Below are 21,328 nucleotides of genomic sequence, written 5' to 3'. Positions count from 1 at the left end.
GAAAGGGGTTTGTTAAGTAGCACGTTCTATTGTCTAGTATATTAGCAGGAGTAGTTCGTTTGCCGCACAACTCGCAGAGCCACGACAGCAATCCATCGGATCGCCGCGACCAACTGACACCGGGCAACCGATTCCTCGGCCGTGTCGTCGCCTGCAGCGGATCGCGGGCAACGATTGCGGCAACTGCTGCCGAAGGTGCCACGGAGCTGACCGAGCTCTGGTCGGTCGGCCGGCTGATCTCCATCAACGTTGGCGGCAACAGAATAGCGGCCCTCGTCTATGCGATGACCACCAACGGCAACGTCTGGGGTGAAGGAGAAGACAACCTCTTCCGGATCGAGGTGGAACTACTCGGCGAGGTCCGCGTCAAACCAGACGGCAGCGAGGAGTTCTCGACGGGCATATCGCGCTACCCCTATCTCGGCGCCATCGCCCACAGGATCCGTGTCAGCGACCTGAAACGCATCTACGATTCCGGACTGCGCGACACTTGCGTCGTCGGCACGCTGACGCAGGACGAAGACATCGACGCAACGATCCATGTTCCTTCCATGCTGTCTCGACATTTCGCGGTCGTCGGCTCGACCGGCGTCGGCAAATCGACCGCCGTCTCGCTGCTCCTGCATAAGGCGATCAGTGCGGATCCCAAGCTACGCGTTCTCATTCTCGACCCGCACAACGAGTTCGCCGCCGCATTCCCGCAGCATTCGGTGGTGATCGACACCGAAACGCTCGACCTGCCTTTTTGGCTGATGCGGCTTGAGGAATTCATGGAGGTGATCTTCCGCGGGCGTTCGCCGAGTGCGGACGAGCTCGACCTGCTGCGCGATATCATCCCGGAAGCCAAGCGCGCATTTCGCGGCGGCGACACGCCGCAAATGCGGCGACAGAGCGAGAAAAGCTCGATCACGGCGGACACTCCGGTCCCTTATCGCATCGCCGATCTCTTGGCGCTCATCGACGAGCGTATTGGCCGCCTCGAGGGCCGGCAGGAGAAGCCCTATCTTCGCGCCTTGAAAATCCGCATCGCCTCGGCGATCAACGACCCGCGCTATCACTTCATGTTCTCCAACAATACGATCAGCGACACGATCATGGAGACGATCGCGCATATCTTCCGCATTCCCGGCGACGATCGGCCGATCTGCACTTTCCAGCTGTCAGGCATCCCCTCGGAAGTGGTCAATTCGGTCGCTTCCGTGCTCTGCCGCATGGCCTTCGAACTGGCGCTCTGGAGCGACGGAGCGATCCACATGCTCGTCGTCTGCGAAGAGGCGCACCGCTATATTCCTTCGGATCCCACGCTCGGCTTCTTCCCGACCCGGCAGGCGATCGCCCGCATCGCCAAGGAAGGCCGCAAATACGGCGCCTCGCTCGGTATCATCACCCAGCGTCCAGGCGAGCTGGACCAGACCATCCTTTCGCAGTGCTCCACGGTGTTCGCAATGCGGCTTGCCAACGAGCACGACCAGGAAATCATCCGCTCGGCCATTCCGAACTCGTCCATCTCGACAACCAGTTTTCTCTCATCCATCGGCAATGGCGAGGCGATAGCCTTCGGCGAGGCCATTCCCGTGCCGATGCGCATGCGCTTTGCCCGCGTCGAGCAAAGTCTTTTGCCGAAAGCGCAAAGCGGTGCGATCGAGAGAGACATGGACGAGACGTCCCGCATCGCCGATCTTCGCACCATCGTCAGCCGCATGCGATCGGCGTCAGGTCCCGATATTTCCTCTTTCCAGCAAAGCTACTCCGCGGCTGCGGCGGTGGGATCCGATGCGTTGGCGGGATACGAGGAAGAAGATGATAGGGAGCCCCCTTCGTCCCCGATGGGCGTGGCGGATGCCACTCCAATCGAACCTTATCGGCCGGACATGCTGCCGCGCCCGGCCGGCGGTCCAATCTTCGGCGCTGCGCGATCGACGTCGATCGAGGAAAGGCTTGCCGATCTTCGCCGCCAGGAAGCCTCAGGTGCACCGCCGTTGGAACGGCCGTCGCTGCGTGACAGCATCCTGAAGAAGCCGCTCAGCAGCCTCTACAACAAGGATTGAAGTGCCTGCGTCGGGGCAGCTACGGTTTGATCCGCTCCCAGCTCTCGTCCATCTGATTGCGGAACCAGGTCATCTGACGCTTGGCATATTGGCGGGTCGCTGCAGCGCTCGTCTCGATCACGTCCTCGCGGCCGATCTCACCCTTCAGCATCGCGGCAATCTGCGAGACACCTATCGCCTTCATGACCGGCATGTCCCCGTTCAGCCGAAGCGCCAGCAAAGCGCGAACCTCGTCCTCGGCGCCTATCGCCAGCATCTTCTCGAAGCGCGCATTGATACGCGCATGCAGTACGTCGCGATCGGGGAGGACGACGACCTTTCGCGCACGGGCGGGCTCGATGACGACAGGACCACGGCGGCCATGAAACGCCGCGATGGAACGGCCGGTCGTCTCCAGCACCTCCAGGGCCCGCACGATGCGCTGGCCGTCCTGCGGATTGAGGCTTTCGGCCATGGCGGCGTCTCGATCAGCAAGCTCTTTGTGCAGGACCTCGGCACCCTCGCCCGTCAGGCGCTCGCGCAGTCGCGCACGCACGGATGCCGGAATGGGCGGCATGTCGGAAAGCCCGCCGGTCAGCGCCTTGAAATAGAGACCGGTGCCGCCAACGAAGACAGGCATTCGCCCCTGCGCCCGCAAATCCTGGACCAGCACCTGCGCCTCACGCAGCCATTCCCCGGTGGAGTAGGACTTTCCGGCCGGGACATGGCCGTAAAGATGGTGCGGAATGCCCTGCATCTCTTCGTGCGATGGCCGTGCCGTCAGAATGCGCAGGGTATCGTAGACCTGCATGCTGTCGGCATTCACGACCACGCCGCCGTGGCGGCGCGCCAACTCGATCGCCAAAGCGGACTTGCCGCTCGCGGTCGGCCCGGTTATCAGGATCGCGTCGATATCGTTTTCAGGATTTCCCATCATGGCCTTCGTTGCCACGCTTATCGCCAATCCGTCAAACCCTGTTCTTTCGCCTGCGCTCGCCGAACAGGCCGCAGAGGCCGTGAAAGCGTCGGGGCTCTACTGGCTGGCCGACGGCGTGGCCTGTGATCTGGCGCTTCGGGACGGTAGCGACCTTTCCGCAGCCGAGGCAACCATCCTCGCCGCGATCGGCAACCTGCCGGTCGATCTCGTCGTCCAGGATGCCGAGACCCGCCGCAAGAAACTGCTGATCGCCGACATGGATTCGACGATGATCGGCCAGGAATGCATCGACGAGCTCGCCGCCGAAGTCGGCCTGAAGGAGAAGGTAGCGGCAATCACCGCCCGCGCCATGAACGGCGAGATCGAGTTCGAGCCGGCGTTGCGCGAGCGCGTCGCCCTCCTCAAGGGACTGCCGCTCTCGGTCGTCGACGAGGTGATCGCCAAGCGCATCACGCTAACACCTGGTGGCCCGGAACTGATCGCGACCATGAAGGCGAAGGGCTACTACACGGCGCTCGTCTCGGGCGGCTTCACGGTCTTCACAAACAGCATCGCCGCCACGCTCGACTTCGACGAAAACCGCGCCAATATCCTCTTGGAAGACAACGGCATCCTGACAGGGCTGGTCGCCGAGCCTATCCTCGGCAAGCAGGCCAAGGTCGACGCGCTTAACGACATCACCGACAAACTCGGCATTTCCACCGACGAAGCGCTTGCCGTCGGCGACGGCGCCAACGATCTCGGCATGCTCCAGCTCGCCGGCTCCGGCGTCGCCCTTCACGCCAAACCCACCGTTGCCGCGCAGGCGAGGATGCGCATCAACCACGGCGACCTGTCTGCCCTTCTCTACATCCAGGGCTACCGCAAGGCGGATTTCATCAAGGCCTAGGTGCAATTGAGGCGATTGACAATACAGCCGGGAATATAGAAAATTTGCATTGAAAATCATTGCAAAATTGGCATATTTCATGAATTGGACGGTCGAGTTCCTGAATGCGGATGTAAAATCCGCGCTTTTCGCCTTGCCCATGGACATGCGGGCTCGCTTCGAGCGCATAGCGCATCTGATGGAGGAACACGGGATCTCTGCCATGCGTGAACCCTATGTCAAACATCTTGAGGGGCCGTTGTGGGAAATGCGACTACAGGGGCGCGAAGGGATCGCTCGCGCCGCCTATGTGACAGTTAGCGAAAGACGAGTTGTCGTGGTTCATGTCTTCGTGAAGAAAGCCCAGAAGACGCCGCGCCGGGAGATCGAAATGGCTCTCAGGAAGGCAAAGGAGATCAGATGAACAGGAAGGATAGTCTTCTTGCCCGGAATGCCTTCGAAGAGTGGCGAAAGGAGCCCGGCTACATCGCGGCATACGACGCTCTCGAGGAGGAATTCGCGCTTGCGGAAGCTCTGATCAAGGCGCGCGCCGAAGCTGAGATGACGCAAGAAGAGGTTGCTCAGGCTATGGGCACGACGCAAGCGGTCGTCGCGCGGCTCGAAAGCGGGCGCTCCATGCCGTCGACGAGAACCCTCCAGCGCTTTGCCGAAGCAACAGGAACTATATTGCGCATCCGTTTCGAGAAGCCAAAATCGAAGCGGTCGACCTCGTAGCACCGCGAGCCTGGTTGAAATCTCCTGAGCGGCCCTTCCCATGATCATCCTGGAAACACCCCGGCTCGTCATCCGCAACTGGCGCGAGGAAGACCGCGATCTCTTCTTCGAAATCAATTCCGATCCGGACGTGATGCGCTTCTTTCCGGCGCGACGCGACCGCAAGGAAGCGGAGAAGCTTTTCGATTATATTCAAGCGCTTATTGAGGAAACCGGAATCGGTTTCTACGCAATCGAGCTGAAAGCGGATGGCAAGGTTGCGGGCTTCTGCGGCCTGGCGCGCACCGATCTTGCGCCTTTTATCCGCCAGGGAACGATCGAGATCAGTTGGCGCCTTGCAAAGCGTTACTGGAGACAAGGGCTGGCGAGCGAGGCGGCGAGCGCCCTGCTGCGCTATGGCTTCGAGACGCTGGATTTCGACGAGATCGTCTCCTTCGCCGTCAAGGACAATCTCCCCTCGATCGCGGTCATGAAGCGGATCGGCATGCTTCACGATAGGAACGGCGATTTCGACCATCCCCGCGTTCCCGATAGCCACCCTCACCTGAAGCGTCATGTGCTTTATCGCCTGACCGCTGTGGAATGGCAACGACAAGGCGGCAGCACGTCCGCGACGCGGTTTTCCGTCCGGAATTGCGTAAAAACAAACAGATAGAGCGTTTACGTGTTTCGAAGCTAGAGGGTGCCCGCCGCTCAGTTGAGCGGCACGGCGAGGAAGCGCAGATCGCCGTTCGCCGAAGCGATCATCATCTGGGCGTTACGGCGGCCTTCCTTCTTGAGGGCGGCGACCTTCGTCGACACAGCCCCTGGCGACTGCATGAATTCCTGGGCCACCTCGACGATGACCTCGCCGGGCTTTAGCCCCTTGTCGGCAGCGGGCGAGCCCTTTGTCACGTCGGTAATCACGACGCCATCCACGCTGTCGGCGATGCCGAAGGATTTGCGGCTCTCAGCATCGAGTGCGGAAAGCTTCATGCCCAGGATGCTCTTTGCCGCCTCGGCGGAAGGCGCCTGCTGCTGATCGTCCTGCTGCTGATCCGGATTAGTCGCCTGATCGTCCCCTTCGCCCTCGTTAGGATTGAGGACGCCGCTGTCGGGAACGAGTTCAGAGTCCGAACCATCAGCCTTCACTTGATCGTTTTCGAGGCGACCGAGCGTGACTTTGACGGTCTCTTCCTTGCCGTTGCGCAGGATGACGACTTCGACCTCCTTGCCAACAGGGCTTTCCGCCACGGCGCGCGGCAGGTCTCGGACTTCACCCACCGTCTTGCCGTCGAATTTCAGGATCACATCGCCTGCCTTGATCGAACCGTTGTCGACCGGCCCACCCTTGATGATGCCGGCGACGAGCGCGCCCTTGGCCCCACTCAATCCGAGACTTGCCGCGATATCGTCGGTTACCGGCTGGATGCGAATGCCGAGCCAGCCGCGTCGGGTCTCGCCGAAATCCATGAGCTGCTTGACGACACCTTCGGCGAGTTCGGATGGCACAGAGAAGCCAATGCCGATCGAGCCTCCACTCGGCGAGATGATCGCCGTGTTGATGCCGATCACCTCACCCTTCATGTTGAACAGAGGTCCCCCGGAATTGCCCTTGTTGATCGCCGCGTCCGTCTGGATGAAGTTGTCATAGGGGCCGGCGTTGATGTTTCGCCCGCGCGCCGAGACGATGCCGACGGTCACCGAACCGCCGAGGCCGAAGGGATTGCCGATCGCCATCACCCAGTCGCCGATGCGGATCGCGCTGGAATCGCCGAACTTGACCGCGGTCAGCGGCTGCTTGGGCTCGACCTTCAGCACCGAAAGGTCGGTCTTGGTGTCGGTGCCGATCAGCTTCGCCTTGAGCTTCGTTCCGTTCGGAAAGATCGCCTCGATGTCGTCGGCGCCTTCAATCACGTGGTTGTTGGTGACGATGTAGCCCGAGGGATCGATGACAAAGCCGGAGCCGAGCGAGTTGACCTTGCGGTTGCTGTTCTTGCCGCCCTTGTCCTTGAAGAAATCGTTGAAGAACTCCTGGAAGGGAGAGCCTTCCGGCACGCGCGGAGAAGCCGGGCCAGCGCCCTCGTCCTTCACTTTCTGCGAGGTCGAGATATTGACGACGGCATCGAGAAGGCCGGCAGCGAGATCGGCCACCGAAGCCGGGCCGGCCGATACACCGGGTACGGCGGGGGCTGCCGGTGTCGTGCCCGAGGGCGGAACCGGCGCCGGTGCAGCGGGTGGTGGCGGCGCGACGGGAATTTCGTTCCGCGCCGGTACGCCCGGTGCGGCAACGGCCGACTGCGCGCGTGCCTCCTGGACGCCGCTCAGCAATGGACCGGCGAGGAGAACTGTGCCGGCAAGCAGGGCGAACGAACGTCTCAAGGTCGGGCGAATGGTCGAAGCCATCAAATTTCCTCGTATCGAAAGGGAGGTTTTGAACATGAACATACGGCGGATTGATGAAGGACGAAATCACCTTTTCGCGAATTTCCCGCGCGATCTCCCGACCGTTCTAAGCCACCCACTTGCAGCAAGGGCCGCCCCGAAGAGCGGCCCTTGCGTTTGGAAAAACAGTCTTTCCGTCGGTCAGTTGGCAGCGGGAGCCGCCGGGGCCGAGGGAGCGGCCAGCGCCGGTGCGCCGGGCACGGGCGTGCCCGGCAAGCCCCCAGCGCTATTGAAATAACGGAAGAAGTCGGAGGTCGGCGACAGCACCAGCGTGGTGCCCGGCGACGTCAGAGCCTGTCCGTAGGCCGTCATCGAGCGATAGAACTGGAAGAAAGCCGGATCCCGCGAGAAGGCATCCGCGAAGACGCGGTTGCGCTCGCCGTCACCTTCACCGCGCAGGATCTCACTATCGCGATGCGCATCGGCAACGAGTTCCACCACCTGGCGATCCGCGATGGCGCGGCGCCGCTGGCCTTCCTCATTGCCTCGTGCGCGGATGAGCTCCGCCTCGGCAAGACGTTCGGCCTTCATACGCTCATAGGTCTGCTGCGAGACTTCCTGCGTCAGGTCAGTCCGGCGGATGCGGACGTCTTCGATGTTGAGGCCGAGCGTCTCGGCGTCGCGATGCAGATCGTCACGCACTTCGGCCATCATCTCCGCGCGCTCGTTGGAAAGCGCGGCTTCGAAGCCACGCAGACCGTAAACGCGGCGCAGCGAAGCGTCGAGGCGGGTGCGAAGCCGCGATTCGGCGGCATCACGATCGCCCGATACGGTTTCCCGGAAACGGCGCGGATCCTTGATGCGGTAGACGACGAAGGCGTCCACCTCGTAGAACTTGCCGCCCGACACCTGGACACGGATATTGTCCAGATCGAAGCGCAGCTGCTGATCCTGGATATACTGCACGCGGTCAGCGTCCATGAAAGCGAAGGGCAGCTTGAAGTAGAGCCCTGGCTCCGAGCGAACTTCGCGGATCTGTCCGAACCGCAGAACGATCGCCTGCTCGCGGGCGTTGACGACGAAAACCGAGGAATAGACGAGAAGCAGCACGATGCCCACGGCAATCAGAATGGCCGGCAAACGGTTGGACGTCATCACTTGACCTCCTTCGCTTGCGGCTGTGCGGCGGCGGCTGCCGCGGCTTTGCCGATATCGTTCAGCGGCAGCAGCGGAAGAACGCCCTGCTTGTCGTCGATGACGATCTTGTTCGAATTTTTCAAGACGGATTCCATGGTTTCCAGGAACAGGCGAGTGCGGGTCACGTCCGGCGCCTTGGCATATGAGTCGTAGATCGAGACGAAGCGCTGGGCTTCACCTTGCGCTTCCTTCACGACGCGGTCCTTGTAGGCGGCGGCCTCTTCACGGATCTGGGCGGCATCGCCTCGAGCACGGCCGAGCTTCTGGTTGGCGTACTGGTTGGCCTCCTCGACGAAACGGTCCTCGTCCTGGTTGGCACGCTGCACCTCGTCGAAGGCATCGGCCACTTCGCGCGGCGGCGAGGCATCCTCGATCGGCACGGCGTTGATGGAGATGCCCGAGCCGTAGCGGTCCATCGTATCCTGAATGATCGCCTTCACCTCTTCGGCGACCACCTGACGATTGTCGCGGAAAACGTCCTGAGCCGGGCGGCGCCCGACGATCTCGCGCATGGCGCTTTCAGCGACCTGCTGCAGCGTTTCAGCCGGGTTCTCTACGTTGAAGAGATAGGCCCGTGGATCGCTCACGGTGAACAGCACGGAAAACTGCACGTTGACGATGTTCTGGTCGCCCGTCAGCATCAGGCCGGAACTCGACGAAGAGCCGGAGCGCCCGCCGATGTTCTGCTGCTGCTCCGTGACCTTGACGATCTCAACCTTGTCCATAGGCCAGAAATGGAAGTGCAGGCCGGGCAGCGAGACTTCGTTGCGGGGCTTGCCGAACCGCAGCTCGACGCCGCGCTCATCCGGCTGAACGGTATAGATGCACTGAAACAGCCAGAACACGAGGATGACGCCCGCAATCACCAGGAAAACGCCGCCGTTGAAACCCCCAGGTACCAAGCCCCTCAGCCGATCCTGACCACGGCGGATCATCTCTTCGAGATCTGGAGGACCGCCGCTGCCGCGCGGCCGGTTCGGTCCCTGCCCCCAAGGCCCTTGATTGTTACCGCCGCCGCCGCCCCAAGGGCCGCCGCCGTTCTGATTGCTCCAGGGCATTAAAACCTCTTCGCTGGTGCCACATTCCCCGTCGCCGCCCTCCGTTGAACCCGGGGCGGCAATGACTGCTTCCGTTATAGGTATCGCGTCCTGCGCTTTCAACGCAGCCTTAGGAACTTATCTGGCTTTATTGAAAAATAGTTGCTTTTGCCGAATGCGACAACGTGCCGAGCCGCGCCCGTCAGCGCCTGCGATAAGTGACAAAGTGCGTCGGAAAGGTATCCTTTTCGCCAGGCGGGACATCGAGCTCACCTTCGGCGGCCCAGATTGCCGGATCGATCGCCGGAAATGAGGTGTCGCCGATGACATCGGCCTCGACGTGCGTCACATGAAGAATGTCGGCCATGGCGATCGCCTGGCGATAGATTTCGCCGCCGCCGACGATGCAGATCTCGTCCGCGCCGCTCTCTAGCGCGAGACCGCGTGCGCGATCGATCGCGGCTCCGAGCGAATGCGCCGTCTCCACGCCATCGGCGGCAAAGCTTTCATCGCGGGTGATGACGATATTCGGACGCCCGGGCAAAGGCCTGCCGATCGCTTGAAAGGTCTTGCGGCCCATGATGATAGGCTTGCCGATCGTCAGCGCCTTGAAGCGCTTGAGATCCGTCGATAGGCGCCAGGGCATGTCGCCATCCCTGCCGATGATCCCGTTTCTCGAAGCCGCGACCACGATGGTCGTCTTGATGTCCGTCATGTCGCTTTGTCTCACACGGCGATCGGCGCCTTGATACTGGCGTCCGCTTCGTAGCCGACGAGCTCGAAATCCTCATAGCGAAACGAGAAGATATCCCTGACCGCTGGATTGATGCGCATCCGTGGCAACGGCTTCGGCGTACGCGCCAGTTGCATACGCGCCTGATCGAAATGGTTCTTGTAGAGATGCGCGTCGCCGAGCGTGTGGACGAAATCGCCGGGCTTCAGCCCGGTCACCTGCGCGACCATCAAGGTCAGGAGCGCGTAGGAGGCGATGTTGAAGGGTACGCCCAGGAAAATATCCGCAGAACGCTGGTAGAGCTGGCAGGAAAGCCTGCCGTCGGCCACGTAGAACTGGAACAGGCAATGGCAGGGCGGAAGCGCCATCTCGTCGACCTCGGCCGGGTTCCACGCCGAAACGATATGGCGGCGCGAATTGGGATTGGTCTTGATGCCCTCGACCAGCTTCTCGATCTGGTCGATATGGCCGCCGTCGGGCGTCGGCCAAGAGCGCCACTGCGCGCCATAGACCGGGCCGAGTTCGCCGTTTTCGTCGGCCCACTCGTCCCATATCGAAACGCCGTTCTCCTTTAGATAGGCGATGTTGGTATCGCCCTTCAGAAACCAGAGGAGTTCATGGATGATCGAGCGCAGGTGCAGCTTTTTCGTCGTAAGCACCGGAAAGCCCTGCGACAGGTCGAAACGCATCTGGTAGCCGAACACCGAGCGCGTTCCGGTGCCCGTCCGGTCGCCGCGATCGGTGCCGGTCTCCATCACATGGCTCAAGAGATCGAGATATTGCTTCATTGCGCCCGCCGTCGATTCCAGTTGAGACGTTTATTTAATGCCAATGGCTGGCAAAACCAACGTATCTGACGGCGGCTTTGGCGCTTCTCCCCCGCTTTCCATGGAGCGATTGTGAAATCGATGATGCATTTGTGACGAATGCCCTTTCCACGGGCTCTGGAAAACACTATATCACCTGTGCCGGTCTTCGGGCCGGCTATGGCGATAAACGGATGATGTAATAAGCCTATTGGACCCGGGGGCGGTACCCGGCGCCTCCACCAAAAACCGGTCGGACCGACCGGCTTTTGATGGGGGCGAAACAGGATCGACAAGGGTGTAAAGATCGGCTTTTCGCTCGGCATTGTACCACCGTTATCGGGCTAAAATTGTAGTTGCAAATGACAACTATGCGGAAGCTCGTCTCGCTGCTTAATCGCGGTGTGACACTTCAAATAAAGCCCTAGGGGGTCGCACCTCTAGGCGGGGTCCGAAGGCACCTGGCAACAGAAGCCTTCACCTTCTTTCCCTTTTCGAAATCATGTATGCTGCCCGATATGACTCGTGCCACGGGGGTTTCCCCGAGCGTTCGCATGGCATATAGCGTTGCGAAAAGCACAGGGCCAACGAAGGACAGGAAAGCATGGGGCAGGACCATATCCGCTACGACATTCTGGCGCAGGACGCGCTACGCGGAGTCATTCGCAAGGTTTTGACCGAAGTCGCGAGCACCGGAAGGCTCCCCGGCGACCATCATTTCTTCATCACTTTTCTGACCGGCGCGCCGGGCGTTCGCATCTCGCAGCTCCTGAAGTCGAAATATCCGGAGCAGATGACGATCGTCATCCAGCACCAGTTCTGGGAACTGAAGATCACCGAAACGCATTTCGAAATCGGCCTGTCATTCTCAGACGTGCCGGAAAAGCTGGTCATCCCATTCAACGCCATTCGCGGCTTCTACGATCCCTCGGTGAATTTCGAACTCGAGTTCGACGTACCGCTGGGTGAAGAAGTGGAATTGCCGGGCGGCGAAATTACCGCATATCCCGTGAGCGTCGAAAGCGGCGAGGAACAGAGTACTGCGAAGGACGGCGAGGAGAAGAAGCCGGGCTCGGTCGTCTCGCTCGACGCATTCCGCAAGAAGCAATGACCCCGAGGGGAAGCGAGAGCTTCCCCTTTTACTTTGAGAGGTCGAAGCAAACACATGTGCGCCGAAATCGTCAATCTCCGGCAGTTCCGCAAGCGGCAGGCCCGCTCCGAGAAAGAAAGCCAAGCCGAGCAGAACCGGATCACCTTTGGCCGCACCAAGACCGAGAAGAACCTGACGCAGGCGCTGAACGAGAAGGCCGACAAGGCGCATCAGGCGGGCCACATCGAAAAGCCGGCATCGGACGAATGATAGTGCGGCAAATCAGTTAAAATCAGTTAGTTAGCCCATATCAAGTGAATCAGTTTCTCAATCACCTGAATCATTTTCTGAACATCCCATGATCCGTAAACATTCCGCCACGCTCCATGGCCATCGCACAAGTTTCTCTCTGGAGGACGCCTTCTGGGACGAACTTCAGGCGATCGCGAGAGCGCGTGGTCTTTCGCTCGCCGCGCTGATCCGCGAGATCGATGATGCTCGCGAGCCCGAGAGCAATCTCTCCTCGGCGCTCAGGCTTCACGTTCTTTCATGGATCAAGGAGCGATCGGCCCGCTGATCGCTGGCGCAAGGACGGTTACTGGGCGATCCCCGGCAATTCGTTGAAATTCAGGTTTCCGGCCCCGTTCGGAAGGGACAGGCCACCGGGCGCCTGGCGTCGTTGCACCTCTGCCCGGGCGCGCGCCTCGGCATCCGCCTTCATCTTGGCATCGGCCGCAGCCTGCTTCTCGATTGCCGCCTGCTGCGCAAGCGCGCGCAACCGCTGCTCTTCCGCCACGCGCTGACGCTCGATCTCCACCTGGCGCTGGCGTTCGATCTCGCGCTGTGCGGCATTGAACTTGAAGAGCGCGACCTCACGGCGCAGCCGCTGCTTCTCCAAAACGTTCGCCTGCAGCCGCTCGACGCGGCGCCGCTCGCGCTCGAAAGCGCGCAGCGACAGGAAGCTGGTAATATCGGTGACGTCGAGCGTTGCCCGCGCGCCGGCAAGCGCGCCGTCGAAGTCGACCCGAAGCGCAGGTGTTGCGCCGGTCAACGCCTCGCTACCGGGATCGAAGCTGAGACCGAGCGAGCCGCGCAAGCGCTGCTGCGCCAGATCAAGCTCGATGTCGCTCGCGATCTTCGCGAGATCCGTCGAGGCCACCACGTTCTGCGCCCGAACCGTGCCACCCGAGATGTTGAACGGGATCGTCAGAGACTTCACAACAGCCTCGCCGTTGCTGAGGAGGGTCTGCACGATCGGCTTGATCTTCTCGGCGGTGATATCGCCCTTGATCTGATCGGTCGCCGCCAGCAGCGGCGGCAGAATTGCAAGGTTCAGCCCGCGCACGTGCGTTTCACCGAGCGTAATCTGCCCCGAGCCGCTGGCGCCCGCTACGAGTTCGCCCACGCTTCTGCCGCTCGCTTCCATGCTGAGACCGAGACCGAAGCGGCCGGTGGCAAGGGGAGCGCCGTCCTTTTGCCAGATCACGGTCGCCAGATCGCCGTTGGCGAGCGTCAACTTCGTCTGCAGCAGCGCCGTGCCATCGGAATTCGAAAGCATCAGACTGCCGCCGAATTTGCCGCCGTTCCAAACGCCGGCGATATCGTTCAGCTGCAACGCATCGCCCTTGTAGACCAGGTTCGCACCGAAATCGGAAACCGGTCCGAACACACCCGGCCAGAACTGCTTGGCGGTCAGCTTGACGTTTACGTCGAAGCCGGTGAACAGCGGCAGGCCAAGCTTGGCCTTCGTGAGATTGCCGGTCGCCGCGTCGGTAAGGGGGCCGTAGATCGCCTCGCCCAGCCATCCGAGGTCCGCCTTGGCGAACGAAATTTCGCCCGCGGCCGTCACGGTCGCCGGCCGGCGGTCGATGGTCAGCGCGCCAGCGATGGTATTGTCCGCGAACTGCCCCTTCATATCAGCAAGGGCGATGCTGTCGGTCGCGATTGCGACGTTCGTCTGCAGTTTTGCCGGCAGGCCCGTCCCCATCTGCGGCAGGCCGATGCCGTTCATGACGAGGTAGGGATCGAGGTCGGCGCTCTCCAGCGACACCGCGAGGTTGCCGTTGAGGAAGGTATCCGGGCGGACATCCACCTTGCCGTTCGCTGTAAAGGAGGTTTTGTCGGTCGCAAACGTCAGCGCCGCATCGGCCGGATCCGTGCCGTTGGCCGCGACCTTGAGCGTCATGCGACCGTTCGCATCCGCCTCGACCGGCAGCGGATCGAGCCCCGCCTGACCGAAGAGAATGGAGGTCACCGAATTTTCCAGCGTTGCCTCGAGCGTCGTCTGGCCGTTCTGGGAAAACGCCAACAGATCGGTCATGCGGTAGTCGAGATTGACGCGGCTGCCGTTCGAGACACCGGCAAGGGTCAGCGCCAGCGAGTTGCCCTTGTCACCACCGAGCGTCACCGCCCCGCGCAGCGCCGTATTACCGTACCATGCGGCGTTGCGAACAAGCCGGTCGACCGCGGGATGGTGCGGCAGGTGCTGGCTCAGCATCGCGAAGAAAGGTCCGGGGTCGGCTGCCTTGAATGTGATCTCGCCCGATCCCTTGTGGTCTGCGAGCGAGCCTTCCGCCCTGCCCGTCGCCGTGATTTCAGCGCCGGCGAGACTGCGCACGGTCAGCTTGTCGAGCGCCAACTTGCCGTCGGCGATCCCGAAAGTGGTCTCGACATTTTCAGCCGCGACGCCGAAGGCAGCAAAGCTATCGGCTTTCAGATGCGCGCTGATGCGGTGATCGAGAAGGTTCCCGCCAGGTTCCTGACCTGTAAAGAGACCTGTCAGCGCTCGCAATGCGTCGAGATCGAAGGCGTCGCCGTTAAGATCGACGGCAAGCGTCGGCGTCTGATCGGACTGCGACTGGCGATCGAGGCGGCCTTTAAGCGTCGCCGCGCCGAGGGCGATTTCGAGATTGTCGAAGCGCTGCTGCTCGCGCGCAAGGTGGACATCGGCGGAAAAGCCCGCCTGCTTCAGCTGGCGGATCGCCGGATCGACCGATCCGGTCAGCCAGGACGCCAGTCCGGAGGGCTGGTTGGAGGCGACGACCAGGTTGCCGCTGAAATTGGGCTCGCCCTGCAAAACGAGATCGCCATGCGCTTCGACCTGCGTGCGGCCCGGCAGCGTGCCGACCGCCTTGTCGATCTTCCAGCCTCGGCCGGCCGGCTGCAGGCCGAGCTCCACGTCTCTGATCGTGGTGTCACCGGCAACGATCGCAGGCAGGCGGAAGGTCGCCTTGCCCGGCACTTGCGGCACCGGTATCTCGGCTGCGATCGAGATCAAAGTCGCCAGCCGCTGCTGTGCCGAAATGGCGGCGCTCCGGCTCGTCTTGCCGCCGGAACCGCGGTTGCCCAGGCGGTTGACGTCGATCTGCTGGCCATCGGCAGTCAGCAGGAATTCGGGGTTGCTGCCGGTATCAAGCGTCGCCTCGCCAGTGACGACATAGGGATCGTCGGTCGTGCCGACTTCCAGCCTGTATTCGGGAACCCGGATGCGCTCGTTCGTTAGTTCGAACTTGCCTTTGACGCGCGGTTCGGCCTGCTTCGGATCATTGCTCTTCTGCTTCGTTTCCACGGCCGCCGAGAAGGTGCCGAGATAGTTCGGTTTGCGATTGACGAGCTGCAACTCGCCTTCGAGATCGACGCTGATCGGATGCCGTTCCGGAACCAGCCGCGTCCTCACGTGGAGTACGCCGCGATCATCCGGCTGGCTGCTGGAAATGGCAAAGTTGCCATGCTCGCCGTCCAGCGCCGCATCGCCCTCGATGCGCCACGGTCCCGCGAGCGACTTCGCCGACATATCGGCGTTAATGTCAGTCACATGCCGGGTACGACCGGATTGCTCGTCGATGAACTCCACCTCCCCGCCGTCGACGCGTACGTTTTCGAGCACCACGGTCTTGGCCGGTATCTGCGGGGAACTGCCGCGCATCCAGTCGAGCGTTCCATCCTTCAGCAAGCGCAGGCGCAGTTTCGGCTGCGATACGCGCATGTTGAATATCCGCGCTTCGCCGGAAAGGAAGGGCGCGAGTTCCGCATCCATGGTGAACTCGGCGATCTGGACCAGCGGCGTGCCGTCCGGCTCGGAGCCGACGCGCACGTCGTGCATCGTCACGGCCGGAAAGGGTAAGAGCCGGGCGTCGACAGACCCGTGAACGGTCACCTTCTTGCCTATGATCAGGCTCGCCTGATCCTCGAAATTCTTGCGAAAATCGGTCCAGTCTATGAAGAGCGGGGCAAGCAGCGCAACGAACAGCACCACGACCAGCAACCCACCCAGGAAAACCAGGACCTTACCCAACAATGCCTACAGTCTCCGTTCGCGTTCCAACGACCTCAATCGCAAAGGCGATAGCGCGTGAACTTCGCACAATCCTTCACTTAAATCGATTCTGATTTAAGTCGTTTTGCGTCTGCTTCGTATATCTGACGATCGAGCCTTTTGGGAGCGGGCAAACGAATGATTTGCCGTTGCCATGGGGTGCAGCGACAAAGATTTGCAAAACCGCGCAAATCCCTGAAATCACGAACTAGTCGTGCGAAAGATCTTGCCGGGATTGAAGATATTGTTGGGATCGAGGCTATGTTTGAGCTGGCGCATGAGATCGACCGCGCCGCCGAGTTCCTGCTCCAGAAACGCCATCTTGCCCTGGCCTATGCCGTGTTCTCCCGTGCAGGTGCCGTCCATCGCGAGCGCCCGCGCGTTCAGCCGCGCGACGAAGTCCTCGGCAACCGCGATACCTGCGGCACTGCGGTCATCGAACAACAGCTGTACGTGAAAATTGCCGTCGCCTGCGTGGCCGACGATGGGGGCGAGCAGCCCGTGCTTTTCGATGTCCGCCTGCGTTTCGGTCACGCAGTCGGCAAGCCGCGAGATCGGCACGCAGACGTCGGTCGCGAGGATGCCCAGATCCGGCGCAAGCGCGCGCACCGACCAATAGGCGTCATGCCGCGCCTTCCAGAGCTTGTTCCGTTCCTGTTCATTGCTTGTCCAGAGAAACTCGCCGCCGCCGCATTCGGCAGCGATCTCCGAGAACTGCGCGGTCTGCAGGGCGACCGTCTCGTCCGTCCCGTGGAACTCCAGAAAGAGCGTCGGCTTTTCTTCGTATGAAAGCCCGGAATAGTTTCTGAACGCGCGCATCTGCACTGCGTCGAGCAACTCGATGCGCGCGACCGGGATGCCCATCTGGATTGTCATGATGACCGCATCGCAGGCCGCCTTGACGCTCGGGAAAGCGCAAGCCCCTCCGGCAATTTTCTGCGGGATGCCCTGCAGCCTCAGCGTCACCGAGGTCAGCACGCCCAGCGTACCTTCGGCGCCGACGAACAGTCGCGTGAGATCGTAGCCCGCCGAAGATTTTCGGGCGCGACGCGCGGTGCGGATTTCCTCCCCCTGCGCCGTCACGACGGTCACCGCCAGAACGTTTTCCTTCATCGTGCCGTACCGCACGGCGTTGGTGCCGGAGGCGCGCGTCGAGGTCATGCCACCGATCGAGGCGTTGGCGCCGGGATCGATCGGAAAGAACAGCCCGGTATCGCGGAGATGGGTATTCAGCTGCTCGCGCGTCACCCCGGGCTCGACCGTGCAATCGAGATCCTCGGCATTCACTTCAAGAACGCGATTCATCCGGCTGAAATCGATGGAAATACCGCCCAGCGGGGCGTTGACCTGCCCTTCCAGCGATGAACCGGTTCCGAACGGGACGATCGGCACAAGGTGCGCGGTGCAAAGCCGGACGACCGTCTTTACGTCCTCGCTGCTCTCGACAAAGAGAACGCCATCGGGAAGCTGGGACGGAATATAGCTTGTCGTGTGCGAGTGTTGGGCGCGAAACGATTGGCCCGTCTGGAAGCGATCGCCGAACGCATGCTTCAGCGCCTCGACGACGAGCACGATCCCCGCTTCGTTGCGGGCGCCGGCCTTTGCATCTTTGAGCGCCATGTCGCTGCCTCCCCGCTGACGTCACTGTCGAAACATACACCTTCCTCGGGTTCTAGGGGACAATCGCAGGGGCTGTCCAGCGCAAGATGAGCCGGCCGGTGGTGCCGTCAGACGCGCGCGCGGCCGGCGCCGACCATGCCGCTCCAGGCGCCGGGGGCCATGCCGAAGGCCTTCTTGAAATGACGCGTCAGATGGCTTTGGTCGGCAAAGCCGACGGCAGCCGCCACTTCTGCAAGCGGCTCGCCTTCAGCGATCATCGCCCTTGCTCGCTGCAGCCTGCGCATCAAAAGGAAACGGTGCGGGCTGGTCGCGAAGGCGGCCCGGAAATGCCGCGAGAGGGTGAAGCGATCGAGACCCGTCACCCGTTCGAGTTCCCGCGAACCGACGCCCTCCAAGGCGTGCGCTTCGAGATAGGCACGCGCCGCGTCGATCTCCGTCCAAGCGATAGTCCCCAAGGGTTTCTGCGGCAGCCGGGCATGCGCCGCGAGCCCTCGCGTCAACAGGGATACGAAATCGTCGACGAAGAGTTCGTCGAGCTCGCGGTCGAGTTCGCCAAGCGCTGCGAGCAGCAGATTGGCAAGCCGCGCATCGTCGACCACGGGATCGTTGACGAAAGGCAGGCCGCTGCCGGTGCCTTCCAGACATTGCAGCAGCAGCGACGGCTCGAGATAGAGTATGCGGTAGGTCAGGCCGTCGTCCGTCCCGGCGCCACCGTCATGGACCTCGTCCGGATGCAGGACGATCACCCGCCCCGGCAGGCTGTAGCGCTGCTCGCCGCGATAGTTGAAGGTCTGGACGCCACGGATCGTTACCCCGAGCGCGTAGGTGTCATGCCGATGCGGCTCGAAAGCGGCCCCACGAAACTGCGCCTGAATGCGCTCTATTCCGGGATAGGCGGGCGCCGAGACGATGCCGTTGCGCTCCGGCACGCACAAACGTTCAAGACCCTCGAAGATAGGGCTGGATATATCCCCGCCCAAGACACGTCCCTCGACGAAACCGACTGAAAGAGATCATCCATGTTCGATACCAAGATCGCAATCGTGCTCAAAGACGATCTCGCCACATGGCAGAAGTTGAACGTTACCGCGTTTCTGGTCAGCGGCATCGTCGGCCAGGCGCCCGAGATGATCGGCGACGCCTATCGCGACCGAGCCGGCAATCGCTACAACGCGCTATCAGTCCAGCCGATGATCGTGCTCTCTGCCGATGACGAAACCATGGCCAGGATAAATCGCCGCGCGCTGGAACGCGACATCACCACGTCGCTCTTCATCGAGGAGATGTTCTCGACCGGCCACGACGCCGCCAATCGCGCCGTCTTTTCCGAATTTTCGCCTGATGACGCCAAGGTTGTCGGCATTGCCATGCGTGCCGACAAGAAGATCGTCGACAAGGTCACCAAGGGCGCGGTCATGCACCGATAGCCGACGACAAAAAAACGGCCGCGAACGATGCCCGGCCGTCTCCTTGACGAAATGCGCCCGATCAGCCGTTTTGGGTGATCGGCGCGATCTGAATTTCGACGCGACGGTTCTGCGCACGTCCGGCCTCCGTCGCATTGCTTGCGATCGGCTGCGAAGGACCGAAGCCGACGGCGGAAACGCGGCGCTGGTCGATGCCCTGACTGCCCAACAGCCTGGCGACGGATATGGCCCGGCGCTGCGACAGGTCCTGATTGTGCTGCAGGCTGCCGGTCGAATCTGTATGACCGTTGATGTCGATCAGCGTGCGGTCGAACTTGCGCAGCACGATCGCGACCGAATTCAGCGTTGAATAGAATTCCGGCCGGACGGCATCCTGGTCGACGTCGAAGGTAATGTTCGACGGCATGTTAAGCACGATGCGGTCGCCGATGCGGGTGACCGACACGCCGGTGCCCTGAAGCTGCTGGCGCAGTTCCGCTTCCTGCTGGTCCATGTAATTACCGATCGAGCCGCCGGCGAGCGCGCCGATGCCTGCACCGATCAGTGCGGCGTTGCGCCGTCCGACCGGCGAGCCGCCGACCGCAAGCCCAGCCAGTGCGCCGAGGCCAGCACCGATCGCCGCCCCGCCTGCCGTATTGGATACTTTCTGCTGCCCGGTAAAGGGGTCGGTCGTCGTGCAGGCGCTGAGATAGGCAGCCGAAACGGCAAGGAGGACAAATTTCTTGAGCATGGATTGATGATCTCCGGAAGGGGCTTTTTTCAGAGCAGAAATCAAGGAATACGGCAATATGATGAATCGCCATTTTTTTCGTATGGACGATACGTCACGGCGTTTATCGCCCGAACCCCCGCTTTCTCAGTCAAATCCTCGCCAAATCAATGAATGTTCTGGAAGAGCTGGCGGATCGTGTCGTAGCTCGCATTGGCGATCGACAGCGATTGCAGTCCGAGCTGCTGCCGCGTCTGGAGCGCCGCCAGGCGCGTTGAAACCTCTTCCATGTCGGCATCGACGAGCTTGCCGACACCTTCCGTCAAGCTGTCGCTCAAGTCCTGCGCGAAGTTCTGCTGCAACTGCACGCGCGTTTCCATCGAACCGAAAGCCGAGCCGATTGTGGTCAGCTGGCCAAGCATGGCGTCGACCACGCTCAACATGTCCCTGACCTGTCCCTGCGTCGTCGTGCTGTCGAGCGAAATCTCCACCTGCCCGGCCGTGTTGCCGTTCTTGCTGGCGAGGAGCACGTAGTTCTGACTGGCGCCCACGGCCGTTGCAAAGGCATCGGAAGTCAGCACCCCATGGCCGCCGGTGCCGCTTGCCAGGTCGTCGATCAGATAGCCCGCATCCTCGGGCGTGATGGTTCCGCTCGGAGGCGCGTCGCCCTTATAGGTCAGCCAGCCCATCGAAATCGTGCCGTCGCTGTAGCGGATGAGCGAGGCCGGAATTTCCTTCGGTTTGTTGGGATCGTCGTTGCCATCAAGCACGACCCAATTGTCGCCGTTGAAGCTCGCCGCCTCACCGACGCTGCGCAACTGGTCCTTCAGCTGCGCGATGTCTTCGTTGACCTTGACCTTGTCGACGCCGTCCTCGGTCGCCGCCACGAGCTTTGACTTGATCTGGGAGACGAGGTCAGCGGCGTTGGTGATGCTCGTCGACGCAATATTGACGGTGGCGGCGGCCATCCCGAGCGCATCCCGCACGGCCGACAAGGCGAGCGTATCGGAACGGGTCACGGTCGCGATATGCCAATAGGCCGCATTGTCCTTGGCGCCGGCGACCCTCAGGCCGCTCGAGGCCTGTTGCTGCGTCCTGTTAAGACTGCTCTGGGTGCTTCGCAAAACGGCAAGCGCCACCGCCGACGCCGGTCGCAGAAAAATGCTCACGATGGATACTCCGAACGCAGATACGCAACAAAACGCAACAACTACAATTAGATCGAACCATTTCCGCATGCCCGTCATGGACGCGGGCCGATTGAATCGGCAAAGATGAATCCAGGAAACACAGACTTGAATTCAAGGGCGGTTACGGCCCCAATCATTACCAACCATATTTAATAAAGGCATAACAAAACGAAGCCAGTTACCATAAAACTCAACACTTTGCCGCCTCCCTTTGCTGCCGATAGTTTTGGCGTGAAGGCGCTTCCATCCGTGAAAAACACTGGGTATGTGCAC

The 21,328-nt window shown here is 61.5% G+C and carries 20 protein-coding genes and 1 other RNA gene; 10 read left to right on the top strand and 11 right to left on the bottom strand.

The features are described from left to right. The first annotated feature begins 59 nt into the window (after positions 1 to 59). Positions 60 to 2,048 (top strand): ATP-binding protein, encoded by a 1,989-nt coding sequence (locus tag AB4048_RS17715; protein WP_442203301.1) that lies wholly within the window; start codon positions 60 to 62, stop codon positions 2,046 to 2,048. A 19-nt stretch (positions 2,049 to 2,067) separates the two neighbouring features. On the opposite strand, the gene miaA is transcribed toward AB4048_RS17715, so the two are convergent. After that, the gene (gene miaA / locus AB4048_RS17710) at positions 2,068 to 2,964 is read right to left on the bottom strand and encodes a tRNA (adenosine(37)-N6)-dimethylallyltransferase MiaA (RefSeq protein ID WP_442203354.1); all 897 of its coding nucleotides are present in this window, start codon (positions 2,962 to 2,964) and stop codon (positions 2,068 to 2,070) included. On the opposite strand from miaA, the gene serB reads away from it, so the two are divergent. From serB to AB4048_RS17690, 4 genes are all read left to right on the top strand, one after another. Continuing rightward, positions 2,963 to 3,853 (top strand): phosphoserine phosphatase SerB, encoded by an 891-nt coding sequence (serB, locus tag AB4048_RS17705; protein ID WP_442203300.1) that lies wholly within the window; start codon positions 2,963 to 2,965, stop codon positions 3,851 to 3,853. The genes miaA and serB overlap by 2 nt on opposite strands. Positions 3,854 to 3,932: 79 nt before the next feature. Then, entirely contained in the window at positions 3,933 to 4,256 is a 324-nt protein-coding gene (locus AB4048_RS17700; RefSeq protein ID WP_442203299.1) for a type II toxin-antitoxin system RelE/ParE family toxin, read from the top strand. Next, positions 4,253 to 4,567 (top strand): helix-turn-helix domain-containing protein, encoded by a 315-nt coding sequence (locus AB4048_RS17695; RefSeq protein WP_442203298.1) that lies wholly within the window; start codon positions 4,253 to 4,255, stop codon positions 4,565 to 4,567. The genes AB4048_RS17700 and AB4048_RS17695 overlap by 4 nt, the downstream gene beginning before the upstream one ends. A 40-nt stretch (positions 4,568 to 4,607) precedes the next feature. Next, positions 4,608 to 5,222 (top strand): GNAT family N-acetyltransferase, encoded by a 615-nt coding sequence (locus AB4048_RS17690; protein WP_442203297.1) that lies wholly within the window; start codon positions 4,608 to 4,610, stop codon positions 5,220 to 5,222. 38 nt (positions 5,223 to 5,260) lie between these two features. Here the strand turns inward: AB4048_RS17690 and AB4048_RS17685 are convergent, their stop codons facing one another. From AB4048_RS17685 to AB4048_RS17665, 5 genes are all read right to left on the bottom strand, one after another. After that, a complete protein-coding gene (locus AB4048_RS17685) occupies positions 5,261 to 6,952 on the bottom strand; it encodes a DegQ family serine endoprotease (RefSeq protein WP_442203296.1) in 1,692 nt (563 codons plus the stop codon). 180 nt (positions 6,953 to 7,132) lie between these two features. Then, positions 7,133 to 8,086, bottom strand: a complete 954-nt coding sequence (hflC, locus tag AB4048_RS17680; protein ID WP_442203295.1) for a protease modulator HflC — start codon at positions 8,084 to 8,086, stop codon at positions 7,133 to 7,135. Continuing rightward, on the bottom strand, positions 8,086 to 9,186 hold the full coding sequence (hflK, locus tag AB4048_RS17675; protein ID WP_442203294.1) for an FtsH protease activity modulator HflK: 1,101 nt from the start codon (positions 9,184 to 9,186) through the stop codon (positions 8,086 to 8,088). Before hflK ends, hflC begins: the two co-directional genes overlap by 1 nt. Positions 9,187 to 9,367: 181 nt before the next feature. Next, complete coding sequence (locus AB4048_RS17670; protein ID WP_442203293.1) at positions 9,368 to 9,880, bottom strand: dihydrofolate reductase; 513 nt, start codon at positions 9,878 to 9,880, stop codon at positions 9,368 to 9,370. Positions 9,881 to 9,891: 11 nt separating this feature from the next. Continuing rightward, positions 9,892 to 10,686: a thymidylate synthase gene (locus tag AB4048_RS17665; protein ID WP_442203292.1), complete on the bottom strand. Its 795-nt coding sequence runs from the start codon at positions 10,684 to 10,686 to the stop codon at positions 9,892 to 9,894. A 140-nt stretch (positions 10,687 to 10,826) separates the two neighbouring features. Here AB4048_RS17665 and ssrA point away from each other — a divergent pair. The 4 genes from ssrA (at position 10,827) to AB4048_RS17645 (ending at position 12,371) form a co-directional block, all read left to right on the top strand. Beyond that, positions 10,827 to 11,186: a transfer-messenger RNA gene (gene ssrA / locus AB4048_RS17660) on the top strand. A gap of 122 nt (positions 11,187 to 11,308) precedes the next feature. Further along, a complete protein-coding gene (locus tag AB4048_RS17655) occupies positions 11,309 to 11,815 on the top strand; it encodes an SspB family protein (protein WP_442203291.1) in 507 nt (168 codons plus the stop codon). A gap of 54 nt (positions 11,816 to 11,869) precedes the next feature. Further along, complete coding sequence (locus tag AB4048_RS17650) at positions 11,870 to 12,064, top strand: DUF4169 family protein (RefSeq protein WP_442203290.1); 195 nt, start codon at positions 11,870 to 11,872, stop codon at positions 12,062 to 12,064. Positions 12,065 to 12,152: 88 nt separating this feature from the next. Beyond that, positions 12,153 to 12,371, top strand: a complete 219-nt coding sequence (locus tag AB4048_RS17645; protein WP_442203289.1) for a ribbon-helix-helix domain-containing protein — start codon at positions 12,153 to 12,155, stop codon at positions 12,369 to 12,371. Between the two features lie 18 nt (positions 12,372 to 12,389). On the opposite strand, the gene AB4048_RS17640 is transcribed toward AB4048_RS17645, so the two are convergent. The 3 genes from AB4048_RS17640 to AB4048_RS17630 form a co-directional block, all read right to left on the bottom strand. Beyond that, positions 12,390 to 16,091, bottom strand: a complete 3,702-nt coding sequence (locus AB4048_RS17640) for an AsmA family protein (RefSeq protein WP_442203288.1) — start codon at positions 16,089 to 16,091, stop codon at positions 12,390 to 12,392. Between the two features lie 219 nt (positions 16,092 to 16,310). Continuing rightward, positions 16,311 to 17,729: an FAD-binding oxidoreductase gene (locus AB4048_RS17635; RefSeq protein WP_442203287.1), complete on the bottom strand. Its 1,419-nt coding sequence runs from the start codon at positions 17,727 to 17,729 to the stop codon at positions 16,311 to 16,313. A gap of 107 nt (positions 17,730 to 17,836) precedes the next feature. Next, positions 17,837 to 18,709, bottom strand: a complete 873-nt coding sequence (locus tag AB4048_RS17630; RefSeq protein ID WP_442203286.1) for a helix-turn-helix domain-containing protein — start codon at positions 18,707 to 18,709, stop codon at positions 17,837 to 17,839. A 39-nt stretch (positions 18,710 to 18,748) separates the two neighbouring features. Here AB4048_RS17630 and AB4048_RS17625 point away from each other — a divergent pair, with 39 nt between their 5' ends. Beyond that, on the top strand, positions 18,749 to 19,156 hold the full coding sequence (locus tag AB4048_RS17625) for a DUF2000 family protein (protein ID WP_442203285.1): 408 nt from the start codon (positions 18,749 to 18,751) through the stop codon (positions 19,154 to 19,156). Between the two features lie 61 nt (positions 19,157 to 19,217). Here AB4048_RS17625 and AB4048_RS17620 read toward each other — a convergent pair whose 3' ends face one another. Continuing rightward, positions 19,218 to 19,886: an OmpA family protein gene (locus AB4048_RS17620; RefSeq protein ID WP_442203284.1), complete on the bottom strand. Its 669-nt coding sequence runs from the start codon at positions 19,884 to 19,886 to the stop codon at positions 19,218 to 19,220. Positions 19,887 to 20,032: 146 nt separating this feature from the next. Further along, a complete protein-coding gene (locus AB4048_RS17615) occupies positions 20,033 to 21,034 on the bottom strand; it encodes a flagellin N-terminal helical domain-containing protein (RefSeq protein ID WP_442203283.1) in 1,002 nt (333 codons plus the stop codon). Positions 21,035 to 21,328: the final 294 nt, after the last annotated feature.

This window comes from Rhizobium sp. RAF56 (assembly GCF_052113965.1).
Classification (GTDB): domain Bacteria; phylum Pseudomonadota; class Alphaproteobacteria; order Rhizobiales; family Rhizobiaceae; genus Rhizobium.
The sequence above is the reverse complement of the archived record's forward strand: the minus strand, read 5'-3'. Positions and strand labels throughout refer to the sequence as shown.